Source organism: Escherichia sp. E1V33 (assembly GCF_004211955.1).
GTDB lineage: Bacteria > Pseudomonadota > Gammaproteobacteria > Enterobacterales > Enterobacteriaceae > Escherichia.
Map to the genome: position 1 here is coordinate 189,366 of NZ_RHJI01000003.1, position 18,420 is coordinate 207,785.

Sequence of the window (18,420 nt, forward strand, 5' to 3'; positions counted from 1 at the left end):
GGAGTAAAAGAGCCATGCCAAAACGTACAGATATAAAAAGTATCCTGATTCTGGGTGCGGGCCCGATTGTTATCGGTCAGGCGTGTGAGTTTGACTACTCTGGCGCGCAAGCATGTAAAGCCCTGCGCGAAGAGGGTTACCGCGTCATTCTGGTGAACTCCAACCCGGCGACCATCATGACCGACCCGGAAATGGCCGATGCGACCTACATCGAGCCGATTCACTGGGAAGTGGTACGCAAGATTATTGAAAAAGAGCGCCCGGACGCGGTGCTGCCAACTATGGGCGGTCAGACGGCGCTGAACTGCGCGCTGGAGCTGGAACGTCAGGGCGTGTTGGAAGAGTTCGGCGTCACCATGATTGGTGCCACTGCCGATGCGATTGATAAAGCAGAAGACCGCCGTCGTTTCGACGTAGCGATGAAGAAAATTGGTCTGGAAACCGCGCGTTCCGGTATCGCACACACGATGGAAGAAGCGCTGGCGGTTGCCGCTGACGTGGGCTTCCCGTGCATTATTCGCCCATCCTTTACTATGGGTGGTAGCGGCGGCGGTATCGCTTATAACCGCGAAGAGTTTGAAGAAATTTGCGCCCGCGGTCTGGATCTCTCTCCGACCAAAGAGTTGCTGATTGATGAGTCGCTGATCGGCTGGAAAGAGTACGAGATGGAAGTGGTGCGTGATAAAAACGACAACTGCATCATCGTCTGCTCTATCGAAAACTTCGATGCGATGGGCATCCACACCGGTGACTCCATCACTGTCGCGCCAGCCCAAACGCTGACCGACAAAGAATATCAAATCATGCGTAACGCCTCGATGGCGGTGCTGCGTGAAATCGGCGTTGAAACCGGTGGTTCCAACGTCCAGTTTGCGGTGAACCCGAAAAACGGTCGCCTGATTGTTATCGAAATGAACCCACGCGTGTCCCGTTCTTCGGCGCTGGCGTCGAAAGCGACCGGTTTCCCGATTGCTAAAGTGGCGGCGAAACTGGCGGTGGGTTACACCCTCGACGAACTGATGAACGACATCACTGGCGGGCGTACTCCGGCCTCCTTCGAGCCGTCCATCGACTATGTGGTTACTAAAATTCCTCGCTTCAACTTCGAAAAATTCGCCGGTGCTAACGACCGTCTGACCACTCAGATGAAATCGGTTGGCGAAGTGATGGCGATTGGTCGCACGCAGCAGGAATCCCTGCAAAAAGCGCTGCGCGGCCTGGAAGTGGGCGCAACTGGCTTCGACCCGAAAGTGAGCCTGGATGACCCGGAAGCGCTGACCAAAATCCGCCGCGAACTGAAAGACGCCGGCGCAGAGCGTATCTGGTACATCGCCGATGCTTTCCGCGCGGGCCTGTCTGTGGACGGCGTCTTCAATCTGACCAACATTGACCGCTGGTTCCTGGTGCAGATTGAAGAGCTGGTGCGTCTGGAAGAGAAAGTCGCAGAAGTGGGCATCACTGGCCTGAACGCTGACTTCCTGCGCCAGTTGAAACGTAAAGGCTTTGCCGATGCGCGTCTGGCAAAACTCGCGGGCGTGCGCGAAGCGGAAATCCGTAAGCTGCGTGACCAGTATGACCTGCACCCGGTCTACAAGCGCGTGGATACCTGTGCGGCAGAGTTTGCCACCGACACCGCTTACATGTACTCCACTTATGAAGAAGAGTGCGAAGCGAATCCGTCTACCGACCGTGAAAAAATCATGGTGCTTGGCGGCGGTCCAAACCGTATCGGTCAGGGTATCGAATTCGACTACTGCTGCGTACACGCCTCGCTGGCGCTGCGTGAAGACGGTTACGAAACCATTATGGTTAACTGTAACCCGGAAACCGTCTCTACCGACTACGACACTTCCGATCGCCTCTACTTCGAGCCGGTCACTCTGGAAGATGTGCTGGAAATCGTGCGTATTGAGAAGCCGAAAGGCGTTATCGTTCAGTACGGCGGTCAGACCCCGCTGAAACTGGCGCGTGCACTGGAAGCCGCTGGCGTACCGGTTATCGGCACCAGCCCGGATGCTATCGACCGTGCGGAAGACCGTGAACGCTTCCAGCATGCGGTTGACCGTCTGAAACTGAAACAACCGGCGAACGCCACCGTTACTGCTATTGAAATGGCAGTTGAGAAGGCAAAAGAGATTGGCTACCCGCTGGTGGTGCGTCCGTCTTACGTTCTCGGCGGTCGGGCGATGGAAATCGTCTATGACGAAGCTGACCTGCGTCGCTACTTCCAGACGGCGGTTAGCGTGTCTAACGATGCGCCAGTGTTGCTGGATCATTTCCTTGATGACGCAGTAGAAGTTGACGTGGATGCCATCTGCGACGGCGAAATGGTGCTGATTGGCGGCATCATGGAGCACATCGAGCAGGCGGGCGTGCACTCCGGTGACTCCGCATGTTCGCTGCCAGCGTACACCTTAAGTCAGGAAATTCAGGATGTGATGCGCCAGCAGGTGCAGAAACTGGCCTTCGAATTGCAGGTGCGCGGCCTGATGAACGTGCAGTTTGCGGTGAAAAACAACGAAGTCTACCTGATTGAAGTTAACCCGCGTGCGGCGCGTACCGTTCCGTTCGTCTCCAAAGCCACCGGCGTACCGCTGGCAAAAGTGGCGGCGCGTGTGATGGCTGGCAAATCGCTGGCTGAGCAGGGCGTAACCAAAGAAGTTATCCCGCCGTACTACTCGGTGAAAGAAGTGGTGCTGCCGTTCAATAAATTCCCGGGCGTTGACCCGCTGTTAGGGCCAGAAATGCGCTCTACCGGGGAAGTCATGGGCGTGGGCCGCACCTTCGCTGAAGCGTTTGCCAAAGCGCAGCTGGGCAGCAACTCCACCATGAAGAAACACGGTCGTGCGCTGCTTTCCGTGCGCGAAGGCGATAAAGAACGCGTGGTGGACCTGGCGGCAAAACTGCTGAAACAGGGCTTCGAGCTGGATGCGACCCACGGCACGGCGATTGTGCTGGGCGAAGCGGGTATCAATCCGCGTCTGGTAAACAAGGTGCATGAAGGTCGTCCGCACATTCAGGACCGCATCAAGAATGGCGAATATACCTACATCATCAACACCACTTCAGGTCGTCGCGCGATTGAAGACTCCCGCGTGATCCGTCGCAGTGCGCTGCAATATAAAGTGCATTACGACACCACTCTGAACGGCGGATTTGCCACCGCGATGGCGCTGAATGCCGATGCGACCGAAAAAGTAACTTCGGTACAGGAAATGCACGCACAGATTAAGAAGTAACCCCTCCGCGCCCGGTAACATTGCTGTTGCCGGGCGCAACTCGCCTCAGAACCTTCTGCTTTTTCACTTGCTTTCAGGCAGTTAACCTAAACTGAATGCTTACTACAGCAAAGCAGAGGAAAAGACGATGCAACATAAAGTATTGATCACATCAATCTTCGCCGCGGCGGTAATGTTCACTATGGCTGGCTGCTCCTCAAACCAGGCGGTAAGAACAACCGATGGCCAAACGATAGTCACCGATGGTAAACCGCAGGTTGATGACGATACCGGGCTGGTTTCTTACAAAAATGCGCAAACCGGGCAAACTGAACAGATCAACCGCGATCGGGTTAAGGATATGAGTGAGTTGGACAACTGATTCAGATTTCTGCTTTTTTTAGATCAATATTATTGACTATAAGCCGCGTGAATATATGACTACACTTTGTGGGAAAACAAAGGCGTAAACACGCGGGCTAATAACTATGATCCTCATAATTTATGCGCATCCGTATCCGCATCATTCCCATGCGAATAAACGGATGCTTGAACAGGCAAGGACGCTGGAAGGCGTCGAAATTCGCTCTCTTTATCAACTCTATCCTGACTTCAATATCGATATTGCTGCCGAGCAGGAGGCGCTGTCTCGCGCCGATCTGATCGTCTGGCAGCACCCGATGCAGTGGTACAGTATTCCTCCGCTTCTTAAACTTTGGATCGATAAAGTTTTATCGCACGGCTGGGCTTACGGTCACGGCGGCACGGCGCTGCATGGCAAACATTTGCTGTGGGCGGTGACGACCGGCGGCGGGGAAAGTCATTTTGAGATTGGCGCGTATCCGGGCTTTGATGTGCTGTCGCAGCCGCTACAGGCGACGGCAATCTACTGCGGGCTGAACTGGCTGCCGCCGTTTGCCATGCATTGCACCTTTATTTGTGACGACGAAACCCTCGAAGGGCAGGCGCGCCACTATAAGCAACGTCTGCTGGAATGGCAGGAGGCCCATCATGGATAGTCATACGCTGGTTCAGGCGCTGATCTACCTCGGATCGGCGGCGCTGATTGTACCCATTGCGGTACGTCTTGGTCTGGGATCGGTACTTGGCTACCTGATCGCCGGCTGCATTATTGGCCCGTGGGGGCTGCGACTGGTGACCGATGCCGAATCTATTCTGCACTTTGCCGAGATTGGGGTGGTGCTGATGCTGTTTATTATCGGCCTCGAACTCGATCCACAAAGGCTGTGGAAGCTGCGGGCGGCAGTGTTCGGCGGCGGCGCATTGCAGATGGTGATTTGCGGCGGCCTGCTGGGGCTGTTCTGCATGTTACTTGGGCTGCGCTGGCAGGTAGCGGAGCTGATTGGCATGACGCTGGCGCTTTCCTCAACAGCGATTGCCATGCAGGCGATGAATGAGCGCAACCTGACGGTGACGCAAATGGGCCGTAGCGCCTTTGCGGTGCTGCTGTTCCAGGACATCGCTGCGATCCCGCTGGTGGCGATGATCCCGCTACTGGCGGCGAGCAGTGCCTCGACCACGCTGGGCGCATTTGCCCTGTCGGCATTAAAAGTGGCAGGCGCGTTGGTGCTGGTGGTATTGCTGGGGCGCTATGTCACGCGTCCGGCGCTGCGTTTTGTTGCCCGCTCTGGCTTGCGGGAAGTGTTCAGTGCAGTGGCTTTATTCCTCGTGTTTGGCTTTGGTTTGCTGCTGGAAGAGGTCGGCTTGTCGATGGCGATGGGCGCGTTTCTGGCGGGTGTACTGCTGGCAAGCTCGGAATACCGTCATGCGCTGGAAAGCGATATCGAACCGTTTAAAGGTTTGCTGTTGGGGCTGTTTTTCATCGGTGTTGGCATGTCGATAGACTTTGGCACGCTGATTGAAAACCCATTGCGCATTGTCATTTTGCTGCTCGGTTTCCTCATCATCAAAATCGCCATGCTGTGGCTGATTGCCCGACCGTTGCAGGTGCCAAATAAACAGCGTCGCTGGTTTGCGGTGTTGTTAGGGCAGGGCAGTGAGTTCGCCTTTGTAGTATTTGGTGCGGCGCAGATGGCGAATGTGCTGGAGCCGGAGTGGGCGAAATCGCTGACCCTGGCGGTGGCGCTGTCGATGGCGGCTACGCCGATTCTGCTGGTGATCCTCAATCGTCTTGAGCAATCCAGCACTGAAGAGGCGCGTGAAGCCGATGAGATTGACGAAGAACAGCCGCGGGTAATCATTGCCGGATTCGGGCGTTTTGGGCAGATCACCGGACGTTTACTGCTCTCCAGCGGGGTGAAAATGGTGGTGCTCGATCACGACCCGGACCATATCGAAACCTTGCGTAAATTCGGCATGAAAGTGTTTTACGGCGATGCCACGCGGATGGATTTACTGGAATCTGCCGGAGCGGCGAAAGCGGAAGTGCTGATTAACGCTATTGATGATCCGCAAACCAACCTGCAACTGACGGAGATGGTGAAAGAACATTTCCCGCATTTGCAGATTATTGCCCGCGCCCGCGATGTCGACCACTACATCCGTTTGCGTCAGGCAGGCGTTGAAAAGCCGGAGCGTGAAACCTTTGAAGGTGCGCTGAAAACCGGGCGTCTGGCGCTGGAAAGTTTAGGGCTGGGGCCATATGAAGCGCGGGAGCGTGCTGATGTTTTCCGCCGCTTTAATATTCAGATGGTGGAAGAGATGGCGATGGGCGAAAACGATGCTAAAGCCCGCGCGGCTGTTTACAAACGCACCAGTGCGATGTTGAGCGAAATCATCACCGAGGATCGCGAACATCTGTCATTAATTCAACGGCATGGCTGGCAGGGAACCGAAGAAGGGAAACATACCGGTAATATGGCGGATGAACCGGAAACGAAACCCTTATCCTGATAAAGAGTGACGTAAATCACGCTTTACAGCTAACTATTTGTTTTTATTTCATTGTAATGCTGCGAGTCCATGAACAGATTATGGACTCGCCAGCAAAATAAAAATTTTCCTCAACATCATCCTCTCGCCAGTCGACGAAGGTTTACGCTTTACGTATAGTGACGACAATTTTTTTTATCGGGAAATTTCAATGATCAGTTTGATTGCGGCGCTAGCGGTAGATCGCGTTATAGGCATGGAAAACGCCATGCCGTGGAATCTGCCTGCCGATCTCGCCTGGTTTAAACGCAACACCTTAAATAAACCTGTGATTATGGGCCGCCATACCTGGGAATCCATTGGCCGCCCGCTACCTGGACGCAAGAATATTGTCATCAGCAGTCAACCGGGTACGGACGATCGCGTAACGTGGGTTAAATCGGTGGATGAAGCCATCGCGGCGTGTGGTGATGTACCAGAAATTATGGTGATTGGCGGCGGTCGCGTTTATGAGCAGTTCCTGCCGAAAGCGCAAAAACTGTATCTGACGCATATCGACGCGGAAGTGGAAGGCGACACCCATTTCCCGGATTACGAGCCGGATGACTGGGAATCGGTGTTCAGCGAGTTCCACGACGCTGATGCGCAGAACTCTCATAGCTATTGCTTTGAGATTCTGGAGCGGCGGTAAGTTTGTATAGAATTTACGGCTAGTGCCGGATGCGACGCCGGTCGCGTCTTATCCGGCCTTCCTGTATCAGGCTGTGTTTAAGACGCCGCCGCTTCGCCCATATCCTTATGTCTGTTCGACGGCTGGACAAAATACTGTTTATCTTCCCAGCGCAGGCAGGTTAATGACCCACCCCAGCAACAACCTGTATCCAGCGCATAAATGCCTTCTGGCGTGCCTTTGCCTTCCAGCGATGCCCAGTGGCCAAAGACAATACTGTAATCCTCACTGACTGGTCCCGGAATGGCAAACCACGGTTTCAGCGGGGCAGGGGCTTCTTCCGGCGATTCTTTGCTGTACATATCCAGTTGGCCGTTTGGAAAGCAAAAGCGCATACGGGTAAAGGCATTGGTGATAAAACGCAATCGCGCCAGACCACGCAAATCGGGTGACCAGTTGTTCGGCATATCGCCGTACATGGCATCGAGGAAGAAGGGGTAAGAGTCGCTTGACAGTACCGCTTCTACGTCTCGTGCGCACTCTTTCGCGGTCGGTAAGTCCCACTGCGGCGTGATCCCCGCGTGGGCCATAACCAGCTTTTTCTCTTCATCGATTTGCAACAAAGGCTGACGACGTAGCCAGTTAAGTAGTTCGTCGGCATCAGGCGCTTCCAGCAGCGGCGTAAGGCGATCTTTGGGTTTGTTGCGGCTTATGCCTGAAAATACTGCCAGCAGATGCAGATCGTGATTGCCCAGCACCAGACGTACGCTGTCGCCTAGGGATTTCACATAGCGCAGAACATCAAGCGAACCAGGCCCACGCGCAACCAGATCGCCCGTCAGCCAGAGGGTATCTTTCCCAGGGGTAAATTCTACTTTATGCAGCAATGCGATAAGTTCATCGTAACAGCCATGAATATCGCCAATAAGGTATGTTGCCATATTTTTTAATGAATGAGTGTGGGAACGGCGAGTCGGAATACGGGAATGTCGATACTGAATGGGACGCCGTTTTCATCGATCATTTCGTAATGACCCTGCATGGTGCCCAGCGGCGTTTCAATGATTGCACCGCTGGTGTACTGGTACTCTTCGCCAGGGGCGATATGCGGTTGAACGCCAACGACACCTTCGCCCTGGACTTCTGTTTCACGGCCATTGCCGTTAGTGATCAGCCAGTAACGCCCCAACAACTGCACTGGCGCTCGCCCCAGATTGCGTATGGTTACGGTATAAGAAAAAACGTAACGTTCATTATCAGGTGAAGATTGTGCCTCAATGTAGACGCTTTGAACCTGAATACACACTCGGGGCGAATTGATCATTGTTAACTCTCCTGCAAAGGCGCGTTCTCCGCCAGATAGTTAGCCATCTGACAATATTGCGCGACAGAGATATTTTCCGCTCGCATCGCCGGGTCGATGCCCATTCCCGTTAACACATCGGCGCTAAACAGGTTGCCGAGGCTGTTACGAATGGTTTTACGACGCTGGTTAAAGGCTTCTGTGGTGATACGACTCAGCACGCGAATATCTTTAACCGGATAAGGCATCGTCGTGTGCGGAACCAGACGTACGACGGCGGAATCCACTTTGGGTGGTGGTGTAAAGGCTGATGGCGGCACTTCCAGCACCGGGATCACGTTGCAATAGTATTGCGCCATGACGCTTAATCGACCATACGCCTTGCTGTTCGGTCCTGCAACCAGACGATTCACCACCTCTTTTTGCAACATGAAGTGCATGTCGGCAATGGCATCAGTATAGCTAAACAGATGGAACATCAACGGCGTGGAGATGTTATACGGCAGGTTGCCGAAAACACGCAGCGGCTGGCCCATTTTCTCTGCCAGTTCACCGAAGTTGAAGGTCATCGCATCCTGCTGATAAATAGTCAGTTTCGGGCCTAAGAACGGATGCGTTTGCAGGCGCGCTGCCAGATCACGGTCAAGTTCGATGACTGTCAGCTGGTCCAGTCGTTCGCCAACCGGTTCGGTTAAAGCTGCCAGACCGGGGCCGATTTCGACCATTGCCTGGCCCTTTTGCGGGTTAATGGCAGAAACAATACTGTCGATCACGAACTGATCGTTGAGAAAGTTTTGCCCGAAGCGTTTACGGGCTAAATGGCCCTGGTGGACTCGATTATTCATTGGGTATTAACAATCATTTTGATGGCGAGATTAAGCGCCGTAATAAAACTGCCGACATCGGCTTTGCCACGTCCCGCCAGTTCAAGCGCGGTGCCGTGGTCCACTGATGTGCGAATAAAGGGCAGGCCCAGCGTAATGTTCACACCGCGCCCGAAGCCCTGGTATTTTAGCACGGGAAGACCCTGATCGTGGTACATCGCCAGCACGGCGTCGGCGTTGTCGAGATATTTCGGCTGAAACAGGGTATCTGCCGGCAACGGCCCGTTGAGTTTCATCCCCTGCGTCCGCAGTTCGTCGAGAACGGGAATGATGGTGTCTATCTCTTCCGTGCCCATATGACCGCCTTCGCCCGCGTGCGGATTCAGGCCACAGACCAGAATGCGCGGTTCGGCAATACCAAATTTGCTACGCAGATCGTGATGCAAAATAGCAATCACTTCGTGCAGAAGCTCAGGGGTGATGGCGTCAGCAATATCGCGCAGCGGTAAATGCGTTGTTGCCAGCGCCACGCGAAGTTCTTCGGTCGCCAGCATCATCACCACTTTTTTCGCCTGCGAACGCTCTTCGAAAAACTCGGTATGTCCGGTAAACGGGATGCCAGCGTCGTTAATGACGCCTTTATGCACAGGCCCGGTAATCAGCGCGGCGAATTCACCTTTCAGGCAACCGTCGCACGCGCGCGCCAGCGTCTCCACCACATAATGCCCATTCTCCACTGCTAATTGTCCCGCAGTGACGGGTGCGCGTAGTGCAATGGGAAGTAGCGTCAGCGTTCCCGCAGATTGCGGTTGCGCAGGGGAGTCGGGGGAGTAAGGGCGGAGGGTGAGCGGTAAACCGAGCATTGCTGCCCGGTCGGTAAGGAGAGTGGCATCGGCACAAACAACCAGTTCTAGTGGCCACTCTCGCTGTGCAAGCTGGACAACTAAGTCCGGGCCAATCCCGGCGGGTTCGCCGGGAGTGATCACAACACGTTGGGGTTTAACCATTAGTTGCTCAAAATTTTCACATAAGCGCTGGCGCGTTGTTCCTGCATCCAGCTTGCTGCTTCTTCCGAGAACTTACGGTTCATCAGCATGCGGTATGCACGATCTTTTTGCGCCGCATCGGTTTTATCGACATTACGGGTGTCCAGCAGTTCGATTAAATGCCAGCCGAATGAAGAGTGAACCGGTGCGCTCATTTGACCTTTATTCATGCGGGTCAACGCATCACGGAAGGCTGGATCGAAAATATCTGGCGTAGCCCAACCGAGATCGCCGCCCTGATTTGCAGAGCCAGGATCCTGAGAGAACTCTTTCGCTGCCGCAGCAAACGTGGTTTTCCCGCTCTTGATATCCGCAGCAATTTGTTCCAGTTTCACGCGGGCTTGTTCGTCAGTCATGATCGGCGACGGCTTCAGCAGAATATGGCGAGCATGAACTTCGGTCACCGAGATATTTTTGCTTTCGCCGCGCAGGTCGTTAACTTTCAGAATGTGGAAGCCAACGCCGGAACGAATTGGGCCAACAATGTCGCCTTTCTTCGCGGTGCTTAATGCCTGGGCGAAGATCCCCGGCAGTTCCTGAATGCGCCCCCAGCCCATCTGGCCGCCGTTCAGCGCCTGCTGGTCGGCAGAGTGAGCGATAGCCAGTTTGCCGAAGTCTGCACCGTTACGCGCCTGGTCAACAATGGCACGCGCCTGAGTTTCCGCCTCATTCACCTGTTCAGAAGACGGGTTTTCCGGCAGCGGGATCAGGATGTGGCTTAAGTTCAGTTCAGTGCTGGCATCATTTTGATTACCAACTTGCTGCGCCAGAGCTTCAACTTCCTGTGGCAGGATAGTGATGCGACGACGCACTTCGTTGTTGCGCACTTCCGAGATAATCATCTCTTTGCGGATCTGATTACGATAGGTGTTGTAGTTCAGACCATCGTAAGCCAGACGGCTGCGCATCTGATCCAGCGTCATGTTGTTCTGTTTGGCAATGTTGGCAATCGCCTGATCAAGCTGCTCATCGGAGATTTTAACCCCCATTTTCTGCCCCATCTGCAGGAGGATTTGATCCATGATCAAACGTTCCATGATTTGGTGGCGCAGCGTAGCGTCATCAGGAAGTTGCTGCCTTGCCTGGGCAGCGTTCATTTTTACCGACTGCATTAATCCATCAACGTCGCTTTCCAGCACGACGCCGTTATTGACGACGGCTGCGACTTTATCGACTACCTGGGGGGCAGCGAAACTGGTATTCGCAATCATGGCGATACCGAGAAGCAGCGTTTTCCAGTTCTTCATACTTTTTCCATTTCAATTAACCGCACTGCGGATTACGTGGTAAATCAACAAATCACAAAGAGTTTTGATACGGCAGAATGTTCGAACGCAGCATCTCTTGCGTACCCAGACCGTAGTTGGAACTCAGGCCGCGAAGTTCGATGTTAAAGCCGATTGCGTTGTCATATATCGCATGTTGTTTATCGTTATCCCAACCGTTCAGCTTACGCTCATAACCGACGCGGATCGCATAGCAGCAGGAGCTGTATTGCACACCTAACATTGAGTCGGCTTGCTTGTTCGCGTTGGTGTCGTAGTAGTACGCCCCGACAATCGACCAACGATCGGCGATTGGCCAGCTAGCGACTGCACCCACCTGCGAAATACCATTCTTATACTGCTCGGCAGTAGAATAGTATTTAGGTAGCGTAGCCTGAATATATTCCGGGCTGGCGTAGCGGTAGTTCAGCTGAACCAGACGGTCTTCATCCCGGCGGTATTCAATGCTGGTGTTACTGGTGGCTACGTTATCCAGACGAGTATCGTACTGAATGCCGCCACGCAATCCCCAGCGTTCGGAGATGCGCCAGTAGGTATCGCCTGCCCATACCAGTGAGCCCGTTTTGTCGTCATTCTCCCATGTTATGTTGTCATCGCCGGTGCGAGACTCCGTGAAATAGTAGATTTGACCAACGGAAATATTAAAACGTTCAACGGCTGCATCATCATATACGCGAGTTGTGATACCGGTCGTGACCTGGTTCGCGGAAGCAATACGGTCAAGACCGCCATAAGTCCGGTCCCGGAACAGGCCCGAGTAGTCGGATTGCAGCAAGGAGGAGTCGTAATTATAGATGTCGCTCTGATCGCGATACGGCACATACAGGTATTGCGCGCGTGGCTCCAGCGTCTGGGTGTAACCCGGCGCCAGCATTTCCATATCACGTTCGAAGACCATTTTGCCGTCAACCTTAAATTGCGGCATTACGCGGTTAACAGAATCTGCCAACTTATTGTTTTGTGGGTTGCTGTTATACCAGTCGAGATTGGTCTGCTGATAATGGGTAGCCAGCAGCTTCGCTTCGGTATTGAGACTGCCCCAGGTGTTAGATAACGGCAGGTTGATCGTCGGCTCCAGATGAACGCGAGTAGCCTCCGGCATATTGCTGTTTGTATTAACAAAATGCACTGCCTGACCATAAACACGGGTATCAAACGGGCCGAGATCGTTATGGTAGTAGTTGACGTCTAACTGCGGTTCAGCGGCATAGCTGTTGCCACTGGTATCATCAAAAACCTGGAATTGTTTCGTCGAAAGCGTGGCGTCAAAGTTCTGCACCGCATAGCCCACGCTGAATTTTTGCGTGGCGTAACCATCGGTACTGGAACCATATTTATTATCAAAATCATTGAAATAGGTCGGGTCGCTGACTTTGGTGTAGTCGATGTTAAAGCGCCAAACCTGATCCATCACTCCGGAGTGTTGCCAGTAGAACAACCAACGGCGTGAATTGCTATCTTCTGGATGTTCATCTTCATAGACTTTATCCGAAGGCAGATAGTCCAGTTCCATCAAGCCGGCGCCTGCCTGGGTGAGATAACGGAATTCGTTTTCCCACATAATGTTGCCACGACGATGCATATAATGCGGCGTGATGGTGGCATCCATATTTGGCGCGATGTTCCAGTAATACGGCAGGTAGAACTCAAAGTAGTTGGTGGTGGTGTACTTGGCGTTCGGGATCAAGAAACCAGAACGGCGTTTGTCACCCACCGGCAACTGTAAATAGGGGCTGTAAAAGATCGGAACCGGACCCACTTTAAAACGGGCGTTCCAGATCTCTGCGACTTGTTCTTCGCGGTCATGAATAATTTCGCTACCCACCACGCTCCAGGTATCAGAACCCGGCAGACAGGAGGTAAAAGTACCGTTATCCAGAATGGTGTAGCGGTTTTCGCCACGCTGTTTCATCAGGTCTGCTTTACCACGCCCCTGACGTCCCACCATCTGATAATCACCTTCCCAGACGTTGGTGTCTTTGGTGTTCAGATTCGTCCAGCCTTTTGGCCCTTTGAGGATCACCTGGTTATCGTCGTAATGGACATTACCGAGCGCATCAACGGTACGTATCGGCTCCGGTTGTCCTGGCGCCTCTTTCTGATGAAGCTGTACTTCATCGGCCTGCAGACGGCTGTTACCCTGCATGATATCCACGCTGCCGCTAAACACGGCGTCATCGGGGTAGTTCCCCTTTGCATGGTCAGCATTAATCGTCACGGGTAAGTCATTGGTATCGCCCTGTACCAGAGGACGGTCATAGCTTGGCACGCCCAACATGCACTGTGAGGCGAGGTCGGCTGCCAGTCCCTGTTGACTATAAAGGGCGGTGGCAATCATGGTGGCCAGGAGAGTGGGGATACGTTTTTTCATACGTTGATTTTATTGTTCCATCATCGGTAACGTTGCGCGTGACAAACGGTCAGAGACTAACGTACTCGTCATCTCTACGCTAGTGTTAATCCTGTCCGAATAGCGTCTGTGGTGTTAGGCACGGCATTGAATGACAGGTATGATAATGCAAATTATAGGCGATGTCCCACAATTGACCGCAGCCGGAAAACGGTAAAAGCACCTTTATATTGTGGGAGATAGCGCTGGTTTCCGTTAGTCCATTTGGGGAATATATGCAGTATTGGGGAAAAATCATTGGCGTGGCCGTGGCCTTACTGATGGGCGGCGGCTTTTGGGGCGTAGTGTTAGGCCTGTTAATTGGCCATATGTTTGATAAAGCCCGTAGCCGCAAAATGGCGTGGTTCGCCAACCAGCGCGAGCGTCAGGCGCTGTTTTTTGCCACCACTTTTGAAGTGATGGGGCATTTAACCAAATCCAAAGGTCGCGTTACCGAGGCTGATATTCATATCGCCAGCCAGCTGATGGACCGAATGAATCTTCATGGTGCTTCCCGTACTGCGGCGCAAAATGCGTTCCGGGTGGGAAAATCAGACAATTACCCACTGCGCGAAAAGATGCGTCAGTTCCGCAGCGTCTGCTTCGGTCGTTTTGATTTAATTCGTATGTTTCTGGAGATCCAGATTCAGGCGGCGTTTGCTGATGGTTCACTGCACCCGAATGAACGAGCAGTGCTGTATGTCATTGCTGAAGAATTAGGGATCTCCCGCGCCCAGTTTGACCAGTTTTTGCGCATGATGCAGGGCGGTGCACAGTTTGGCGGCGGTTATCAGCAGCAATCTGGCGGTGGTAACTGGCAGCAAGCGCAGCGTGGTCCAACCCTGGAAGATGCCTGTAATGTGCTGGGCGTGAAGCCAACGGATGATGCGACCACCATTAAACGTGCCTATCGTAAGCTGATGAGTGAACACCATCCGGATAAGCTGGTGGCGAAAGGTCTGCCGCCAGAAATGATGGAGATGGCGAAGCAAAAAGCGCAGGAAATTCAGCAGGCGTATGAGCTGATTAAGCAGCAGAAAGGATTTAAATAAGTTTCAAACTGTAGGCCTGATAAGATGCGGCCCGCGTCGCATCAGGTAATCGGCGCAAAATTGCCGGATGCGGCGTGAACGCCTTCTCCGGCCAACCGAACTTCGCCAGCGTGACTATTAAAAATCCGCTGGCGCCTTAAACGTCATACTATTGCCATACGCCGGATGGGTAATCGTCAGCATCTCGGCATGCAGCAACAAACGCGGTGCCATCGCTCTCGCTTCTGGTGAAGCATAAAAACGATCGCCAAGAATCGGATGACCCAGCGCCAGCATATGCACGCGTAGCTGATGCGAACGCCCGGTAATCGGTTTTAACACTACTCTTGCCGTGTTATCCGCCGCATACTCCACCACTTCATATTCCGTCTGCGCAGGCTTACCCGTTTCGTAACAGACTTTCTGTTTCGGGCGGTTTGGCCAGTCGCAAATCAGTGGTAGATCCACCAGACCTTCCGCAGGGGATGGATGCCCCCAAACGCGGGCCACATACTGCTTTTTCGGCTCGCGCTCGCGGAACTGGCGTTTTAACTCCCGCTCCGCGGCTTTGGTCAGCGCCACTACAATCACCCCGCTGGTAGCCATATCCAGACGATGCACCGATTCTGCCTGCGGATAATCACGCTGAATGCGCGTCATCACGCTGTCTTTGTGCTCTTCCAGACGACCCGGCACAGACAACAAACCGCTCGGCTTGTTGACCACCATAATGTGATCATCCTGATACAGGATAACCAGCCAGGGTTCCTGCGGTGGATTGTAGTTTTCCATCCCCATCTTCGGCTCCGTTACTGATGCGTCACAACGATCAAACGCAGGGCATCCAGACGCCAGCCTGCCTGATCCAGGCTTTCCATTACCTGCTGACGGTTGCTTTCAATGGCGGTTAGTTCGTCGTCACGAATGTTCGGGTTCACTGCGCGCAGCGCTTCCAGACGAGACAGCTCGGCAGACAGTTTTTCGTCGGCTTCGTTACGCGCTGCATCAATCAATGCACGGGCAGATTTCTCAATCTGCGCTTCACCCAACTGGAGGATAGCGTGAACATCCTGCTGCACGGCGTTAACCAATTTGCTGCCGGTGTGACGGTTAACCGCGTTAAGCTGGCGGTTAAATGTTTCAAACTCCACCTGCGCAGCCAGGTTGTTGCCGTTTTTATCCAGCAGCATACGTACCGGCGTCGGTGGCAGGAAGCGGTTAAGCTGCAACTGCTTCGGCGCCTGGGCTTCGACCACGTAAATCAGTTCCACCAACAGCGTACCTACCGGCAACGCTTTGTTTTTCAACAGTGAAATCGTGCTGCTACCGGTATCGCCAGAGAGGATCAGATCCAGACCGTTGCGGATCAGCGGATGCTCCCAGGTAATAAACTGTGCATCTTCACGCGCCAGCGCCACTTCACGATCAAAGGTGATGGTGATGCCATCTTCCGACAGGCCAGGGAAGTCCGGCACCAGCATATGATCGGACGGGGTCAGCACGATCATGTTGTCGCCGCGATCGTCCTGATTGATACCGATAATATCGAACAGGTTCATGGCGAAGGCGATCAGGTTGGTATCGTCATCCTGCTCTTCAATGCTTTCTGCCAGTGCCTGGGCTTTTTCGCCACCGTTGGAATGGATTTCCAGCAGGCGGTCACGACCCTGCTCCAGCTGTGCTTTCAGCGCTTCATGCTGCTCGCGGCAGTTTTTGATCAAATCGTCAAAGCCTTCGGTTTGATCCGGTGAAGCCAGATAGTTAATCAGATCGTTGTATACACTATCGTAAATAGTGCGTCCGGTCGGGCAGGTGTGTTCAAATGCATCCAGACCTTCGTGATACCAGCGCACCAGCACCGACTGAGCAGTTTTTTCCAGATAAGGCACATGGATCTGAATATCGTGCGCCTGGCCGATACGATCCAGACGACCAATACGCTGCTCCAGCAGATCCGGGTTGAATGGCAGGTCAAACATCACCATGTGGCTGGCGAACTGGAAGTTACGTCCTTCAGAACCGATTTCCGAGCACAGCAGTACCTGCGCACCGGTGTCTTCTTCAGCAAACCAGGCGGCAGCGCGGTCACGCTCGATAATCGACATACCTTCGTGGAACACCGCGGCGCGAATACCTTCACGTTCGCGCAGTACCTGCTCCAGTTGCAGCGCAGTGGCAGCTTTGGCGCAGATCACCAGCACTTTCTGAGAGCGATGGCTGGTCAGGTAGCCCATCAGCCACTCAACGCGCGGATCGAAGTTCCACCAGGTGGCGTTATCACCTTCAAATTCCTGATAAATACGCTCCGGGTAGAGCATATCGCGGGCGCGATCTTCCGCACTTTTGCGTGCGCCCATAATGCCGGAGACTTTAATAGCCGTCTGATACTGCGTCGGCAGCGGCAGCTTAATGGTGTGCAGCTCGCGTTTCGGGAAGCCTTTCACACCGTTACGCGTGTTACGGAACAGCACGCGGCTGGTGCCGTGGCGATCCATCAGCATGGAAACCAGTTCCTGACGGGCGCTCTGGGCATCTTCGCTGTCGCTGTTTGCTGCCTGCAAAAGCGGCTCGATATCCTGCTCGCCGATCATCTCGCCAAGCATGTTCAGTTCGTCATTGCTCAGTTTGTTACCTGCCAGCAGCATGGCAACTGCGTCCGCAACCGGACGATAATTTTTCTGCTCTTCAACGAACTGCGCGAAATCGTGGAAACGGTTCGGGTCCAGCAGACGCAGACGAGCGAAGTGGCTTTCCATCCCCAGCTGTTCCGGGGTTGCGGTCAGCAGCAGAACGCCCGGCACGTGCTCTGCCAGTTGTTCAATGGCCTGATATTCACGGCTTGGCGCATCTTCGCTCCACACCAGGTGATGGGCTTCATCGACCACCAGCAGGTCCCACTCGGCTTCACAGAGATGTTCCAGACGCTGTTTGCTGCGACGGGCAAAATCCAGCGAGCAAATCACCAGCTGTTCGGTATCGAACGGGTTGTAAGCATCGTGCTGAGCTTCGGCATAACGCTCATCATCAAACAGGGCAAAGCGCAGGTTGAAACGGCGCAGCATTTCTACCAGCCACTGATGCTGTAAAGTTTCCGGGACGATAATCAGCACACGTTCAGCAGCGCCAGAGAGCAGCTGCTGATGCAGGATCATCCCGGCTTCAATGGTTTTCCCTAAACCCACTTCGTCAGCCAGCAGGACGCGCGGCGCGTGGCGGCGGCCAACATCATGAGCGATGTTGAGCTGGTGCGGGATAAGGCTGGTACGCTGACCACGCAGGCCGCTGTACGGCATACGGAACTGTTCGCTGGAATACTTACGTGCGCGATAACGCAGCGCAAAGCGGTCCATACGGTCAATCTGCCCGGCAAACAGACGGTCTTGTGGTTTGCTGAACACCAGTTTGCTATCAAGGAAAACTTCACGCAGGGCTACGCCGGACTCTTCAGTATCCAGGCGAGTACCGATATAGGTCAGCAAGCCATTTTCTTCTTTTACTTCTTCGACTTGCATCTGCCAGCCGTCGTGGCTGGTAATGGTATCACCAGGGTTGAACATCACGCGGGTCACTGGGGAATCACTGCGTGCGTACAGACGGTTTTCACCAGTAGATGGGAAAAGTAAAGTGACAGTTCGCGCATCCACCGCGACAACGGTTCCAAGTCCCAATTCGCTTTCTGTATCGCTGATCCAGCGTTGACCAAGTGTAAAAGGCATATGTGTTCGGCTCTATATCTTTAATTGCAGGCAATAACCACCCGCTACCGTGCTTATGAGGTAGTGGTGTTATTCAGGTCCAGG

Annotated in this window: 14 protein-coding genes; 6 read left to right on the forward strand and 8 right to left on the reverse strand. The window is 53.7% G+C overall.

The window, feature by feature from the left end:
* Positions 1-14 precede the first annotated feature (14 nt).
* From carB to folA, 5 genes are all read left to right on the forward strand, one after another.
* The gene (gene carB, locus D9742_RS02600) at positions 15-3,239 is read left to right on the forward strand and encodes a carbamoyl-phosphate synthase large subunit (RefSeq protein WP_130235897.1); all 3,225 of its coding nucleotides are present in this window, start codon (positions 15-17) and stop codon (positions 3,237-3,239) included.
* Positions 3,240-3,366: 127 nt separating this feature from the next.
* The gene (locus tag D9742_RS02605; RefSeq protein WP_130235898.1) at positions 3,367-3,600 is read left to right on the forward strand and encodes a YgdI/YgdR family lipoprotein; all 234 of its coding nucleotides are present in this window, start codon (positions 3,367-3,369) and stop codon (positions 3,598-3,600) included.
* Between the two features lie 106 nt (positions 3,601-3,706).
* Positions 3,707-4,237: a glutathione-regulated potassium-efflux system oxidoreductase KefF gene (gene kefF / locus D9742_RS02610; protein WP_130235899.1), complete on the forward strand. Its 531-nt coding sequence runs from the start codon at positions 3,707-3,709 to the stop codon at positions 4,235-4,237.
* Positions 4,230-6,092: a glutathione-regulated potassium-efflux system protein KefC gene (gene kefC / locus D9742_RS02615; RefSeq protein ID WP_130235900.1), complete on the forward strand. Its 1,863-nt coding sequence runs from the start codon at positions 4,230-4,232 to the stop codon at positions 6,090-6,092. Before kefF ends, kefC begins: the two co-directional genes overlap by 8 nt.
* A gap of 190 nt (positions 6,093-6,282) precedes the next feature.
* Positions 6,283-6,762, forward strand: coding sequence for a type 3 dihydrofolate reductase (gene folA, locus D9742_RS02620; RefSeq protein WP_130204869.1), 480 nt, complete (start codon positions 6,283-6,285; stop codon positions 6,760-6,762).
* Positions 6,763-6,839: 77 nt separating this feature from the next.
* On the opposite strand, the gene apaH is transcribed toward folA, so the two are convergent.
* Genes apaH through lptD form a run of 6 tightly spaced genes read right to left on the reverse strand, consistent with a single transcriptional unit; the run spans position 6,840 to position 13,571 of the window.
* Positions 6,840-7,682 carry a bis(5'-nucleosyl)-tetraphosphatase (symmetrical) ApaH gene (gene apaH, locus D9742_RS02625; protein WP_130235901.1) on the reverse strand — a complete coding sequence of 281 codons (843 nt, stop codon included), beginning with the start codon at positions 7,680-7,682 and terminating at the stop codon, positions 6,840-6,842.
* Between the two features lie 5 nt (positions 7,683-7,687).
* Complete coding sequence (apaG, locus tag D9742_RS02630) at positions 7,688-8,065, reverse strand: Co2+/Mg2+ efflux protein ApaG (RefSeq protein ID WP_130235902.1); 378 nt, start codon at positions 8,063-8,065, stop codon at positions 7,688-7,690.
* 2 nt (positions 8,066-8,067) lie between these two features.
* Positions 8,068-8,889 (reverse strand): 16S rRNA (adenine(1518)-N(6)/adenine(1519)-N(6))-dimethyltransferase RsmA, encoded by an 822-nt coding sequence (gene rsmA / locus D9742_RS02635; RefSeq protein ID WP_130204875.1) that lies wholly within the window; start codon positions 8,887-8,889, stop codon positions 8,068-8,070.
* Entirely contained in the window at positions 8,886-9,875 is a 990-nt protein-coding gene (gene pdxA, locus D9742_RS02640) for a 4-hydroxythreonine-4-phosphate dehydrogenase PdxA (RefSeq protein ID WP_130235903.1), read from the reverse strand. Before pdxA ends, rsmA begins: the two co-directional genes overlap by 4 nt.
* The gene (gene surA, locus D9742_RS02645) at positions 9,875-11,161 is read right to left on the reverse strand and encodes a peptidylprolyl isomerase SurA (RefSeq protein WP_105289210.1); all 1,287 of its coding nucleotides are present in this window, start codon (positions 11,159-11,161) and stop codon (positions 9,875-9,877) included. The genes pdxA and surA overlap by 1 nt, the downstream gene beginning before the upstream one ends.
* A gap of 52 nt (positions 11,162-11,213) precedes the next feature.
* Complete coding sequence (lptD, locus tag D9742_RS02650) at positions 11,214-13,571, reverse strand: LPS assembly protein LptD (RefSeq protein ID WP_130235904.1); 2,358 nt, start codon at positions 13,569-13,571, stop codon at positions 11,214-11,216.
* Positions 13,572-13,825: 254 nt separating this feature from the next.
* Between lptD and djlA the strand changes: the two genes are divergently transcribed.
* Positions 13,826-14,641, forward strand: a complete 816-nt coding sequence (gene djlA / locus D9742_RS02655; RefSeq protein ID WP_001200573.1) for a co-chaperone DjlA — start codon at positions 13,826-13,828, stop codon at positions 14,639-14,641.
* A 117-nt stretch (positions 14,642-14,758) separates the two neighbouring features.
* Here djlA and rluA read toward each other — a convergent pair whose 3' ends face one another.
* The gene (gene rluA / locus D9742_RS02660; RefSeq protein ID WP_000525176.1) at positions 14,759-15,418 is read right to left on the reverse strand and encodes a bifunctional tRNA pseudouridine(32) synthase/23S rRNA pseudouridine(746) synthase RluA; all 660 of its coding nucleotides are present in this window, start codon (positions 15,416-15,418) and stop codon (positions 14,759-14,761) included.
* An 11-nt stretch (positions 15,419-15,429) separates the two neighbouring features.
* Positions 15,430-18,336, reverse strand: coding sequence for an RNA polymerase-associated protein RapA (gene rapA / locus D9742_RS02665; protein ID WP_001117011.1), 2,907 nt, complete (start codon positions 18,334-18,336; stop codon positions 15,430-15,432).
* Positions 18,337-18,420: the final 84 nt, after the last annotated feature.

What these genes read in the sequence shown, in the direction of transcription:
- rsmA (WP_130204875.1), bottom strand. Translation starts at nt 8,889, where the DNA reads ATGAATAATCGAGTCCACCAGGGCCATTTAGCCCGTAAACGCTTCGGG.
- apaG (WP_130235902.1), bottom strand. Translation starts at nt 8,065, where the DNA reads ATGATCAATTCGCCCCGAGTGTGTATTCAGGTTCAAAGCGTCTACATT.
- folA (WP_130204869.1), top strand. Translation starts at nt 6,283, where the DNA reads ATGATCAGTTTGATTGCGGCGCTAGCGGTAGATCGCGTTATAGGCATG.
- rluA (WP_000525176.1), bottom strand. Translation starts at nt 15,418, where the DNA reads ATGGGGATGGAAAACTACAATCCACCGCAGGAACCCTGGCTGGTTATC.
- djlA (WP_001200573.1), top strand. Translation starts at nt 13,826, where the DNA reads ATGCAGTATTGGGGAAAAATCATTGGCGTGGCCGTGGCCTTACTGATG.
- kefC (WP_130235900.1), top strand. Translation starts at nt 4,230, where the DNA reads ATGGATAGTCATACGCTGGTTCAGGCGCTGATCTACCTCGGATCGGCG.
- rapA (WP_001117011.1), bottom strand. Translation starts at nt 18,336, where the DNA reads ATGCCTTTTACACTTGGTCAACGCTGGATCAGCGATACAGAAAGCGAA.
- pdxA (WP_130235903.1), bottom strand. Translation starts at nt 9,875, where the DNA reads ATGGTTAAACCCCAACGTGTTGTGATCACTCCCGGCGAACCCGCCGGG.
- lptD (WP_130235904.1), bottom strand. Translation starts at nt 13,571, where the DNA reads ATGAAAAAACGTATCCCCACTCTCCTGGCCACCATGATTGCCACCGCC.
- apaH (WP_130235901.1), bottom strand. Translation starts at nt 7,682, where the DNA reads ATGGCAACATACCTTATTGGCGATATTCATGGCTGTTACGATGAACTT.
- kefF (WP_130235899.1), top strand. Translation starts at nt 3,707, where the DNA reads ATGATCCTCATAATTTATGCGCATCCGTATCCGCATCATTCCCATGCG.
- D9742_RS02605 (WP_130235898.1), top strand. Translation starts at nt 3,367, where the DNA reads ATGCAACATAAAGTATTGATCACATCAATCTTCGCCGCGGCGGTAATG.
- carB (WP_130235897.1), top strand. Translation starts at nt 15, where the DNA reads ATGCCAAAACGTACAGATATAAAAAGTATCCTGATTCTGGGTGCGGGC.
- surA (WP_105289210.1), bottom strand. Translation starts at nt 11,161, where the DNA reads ATGAAGAACTGGAAAACGCTGCTTCTCGGTATCGCCATGATTGCGAAT.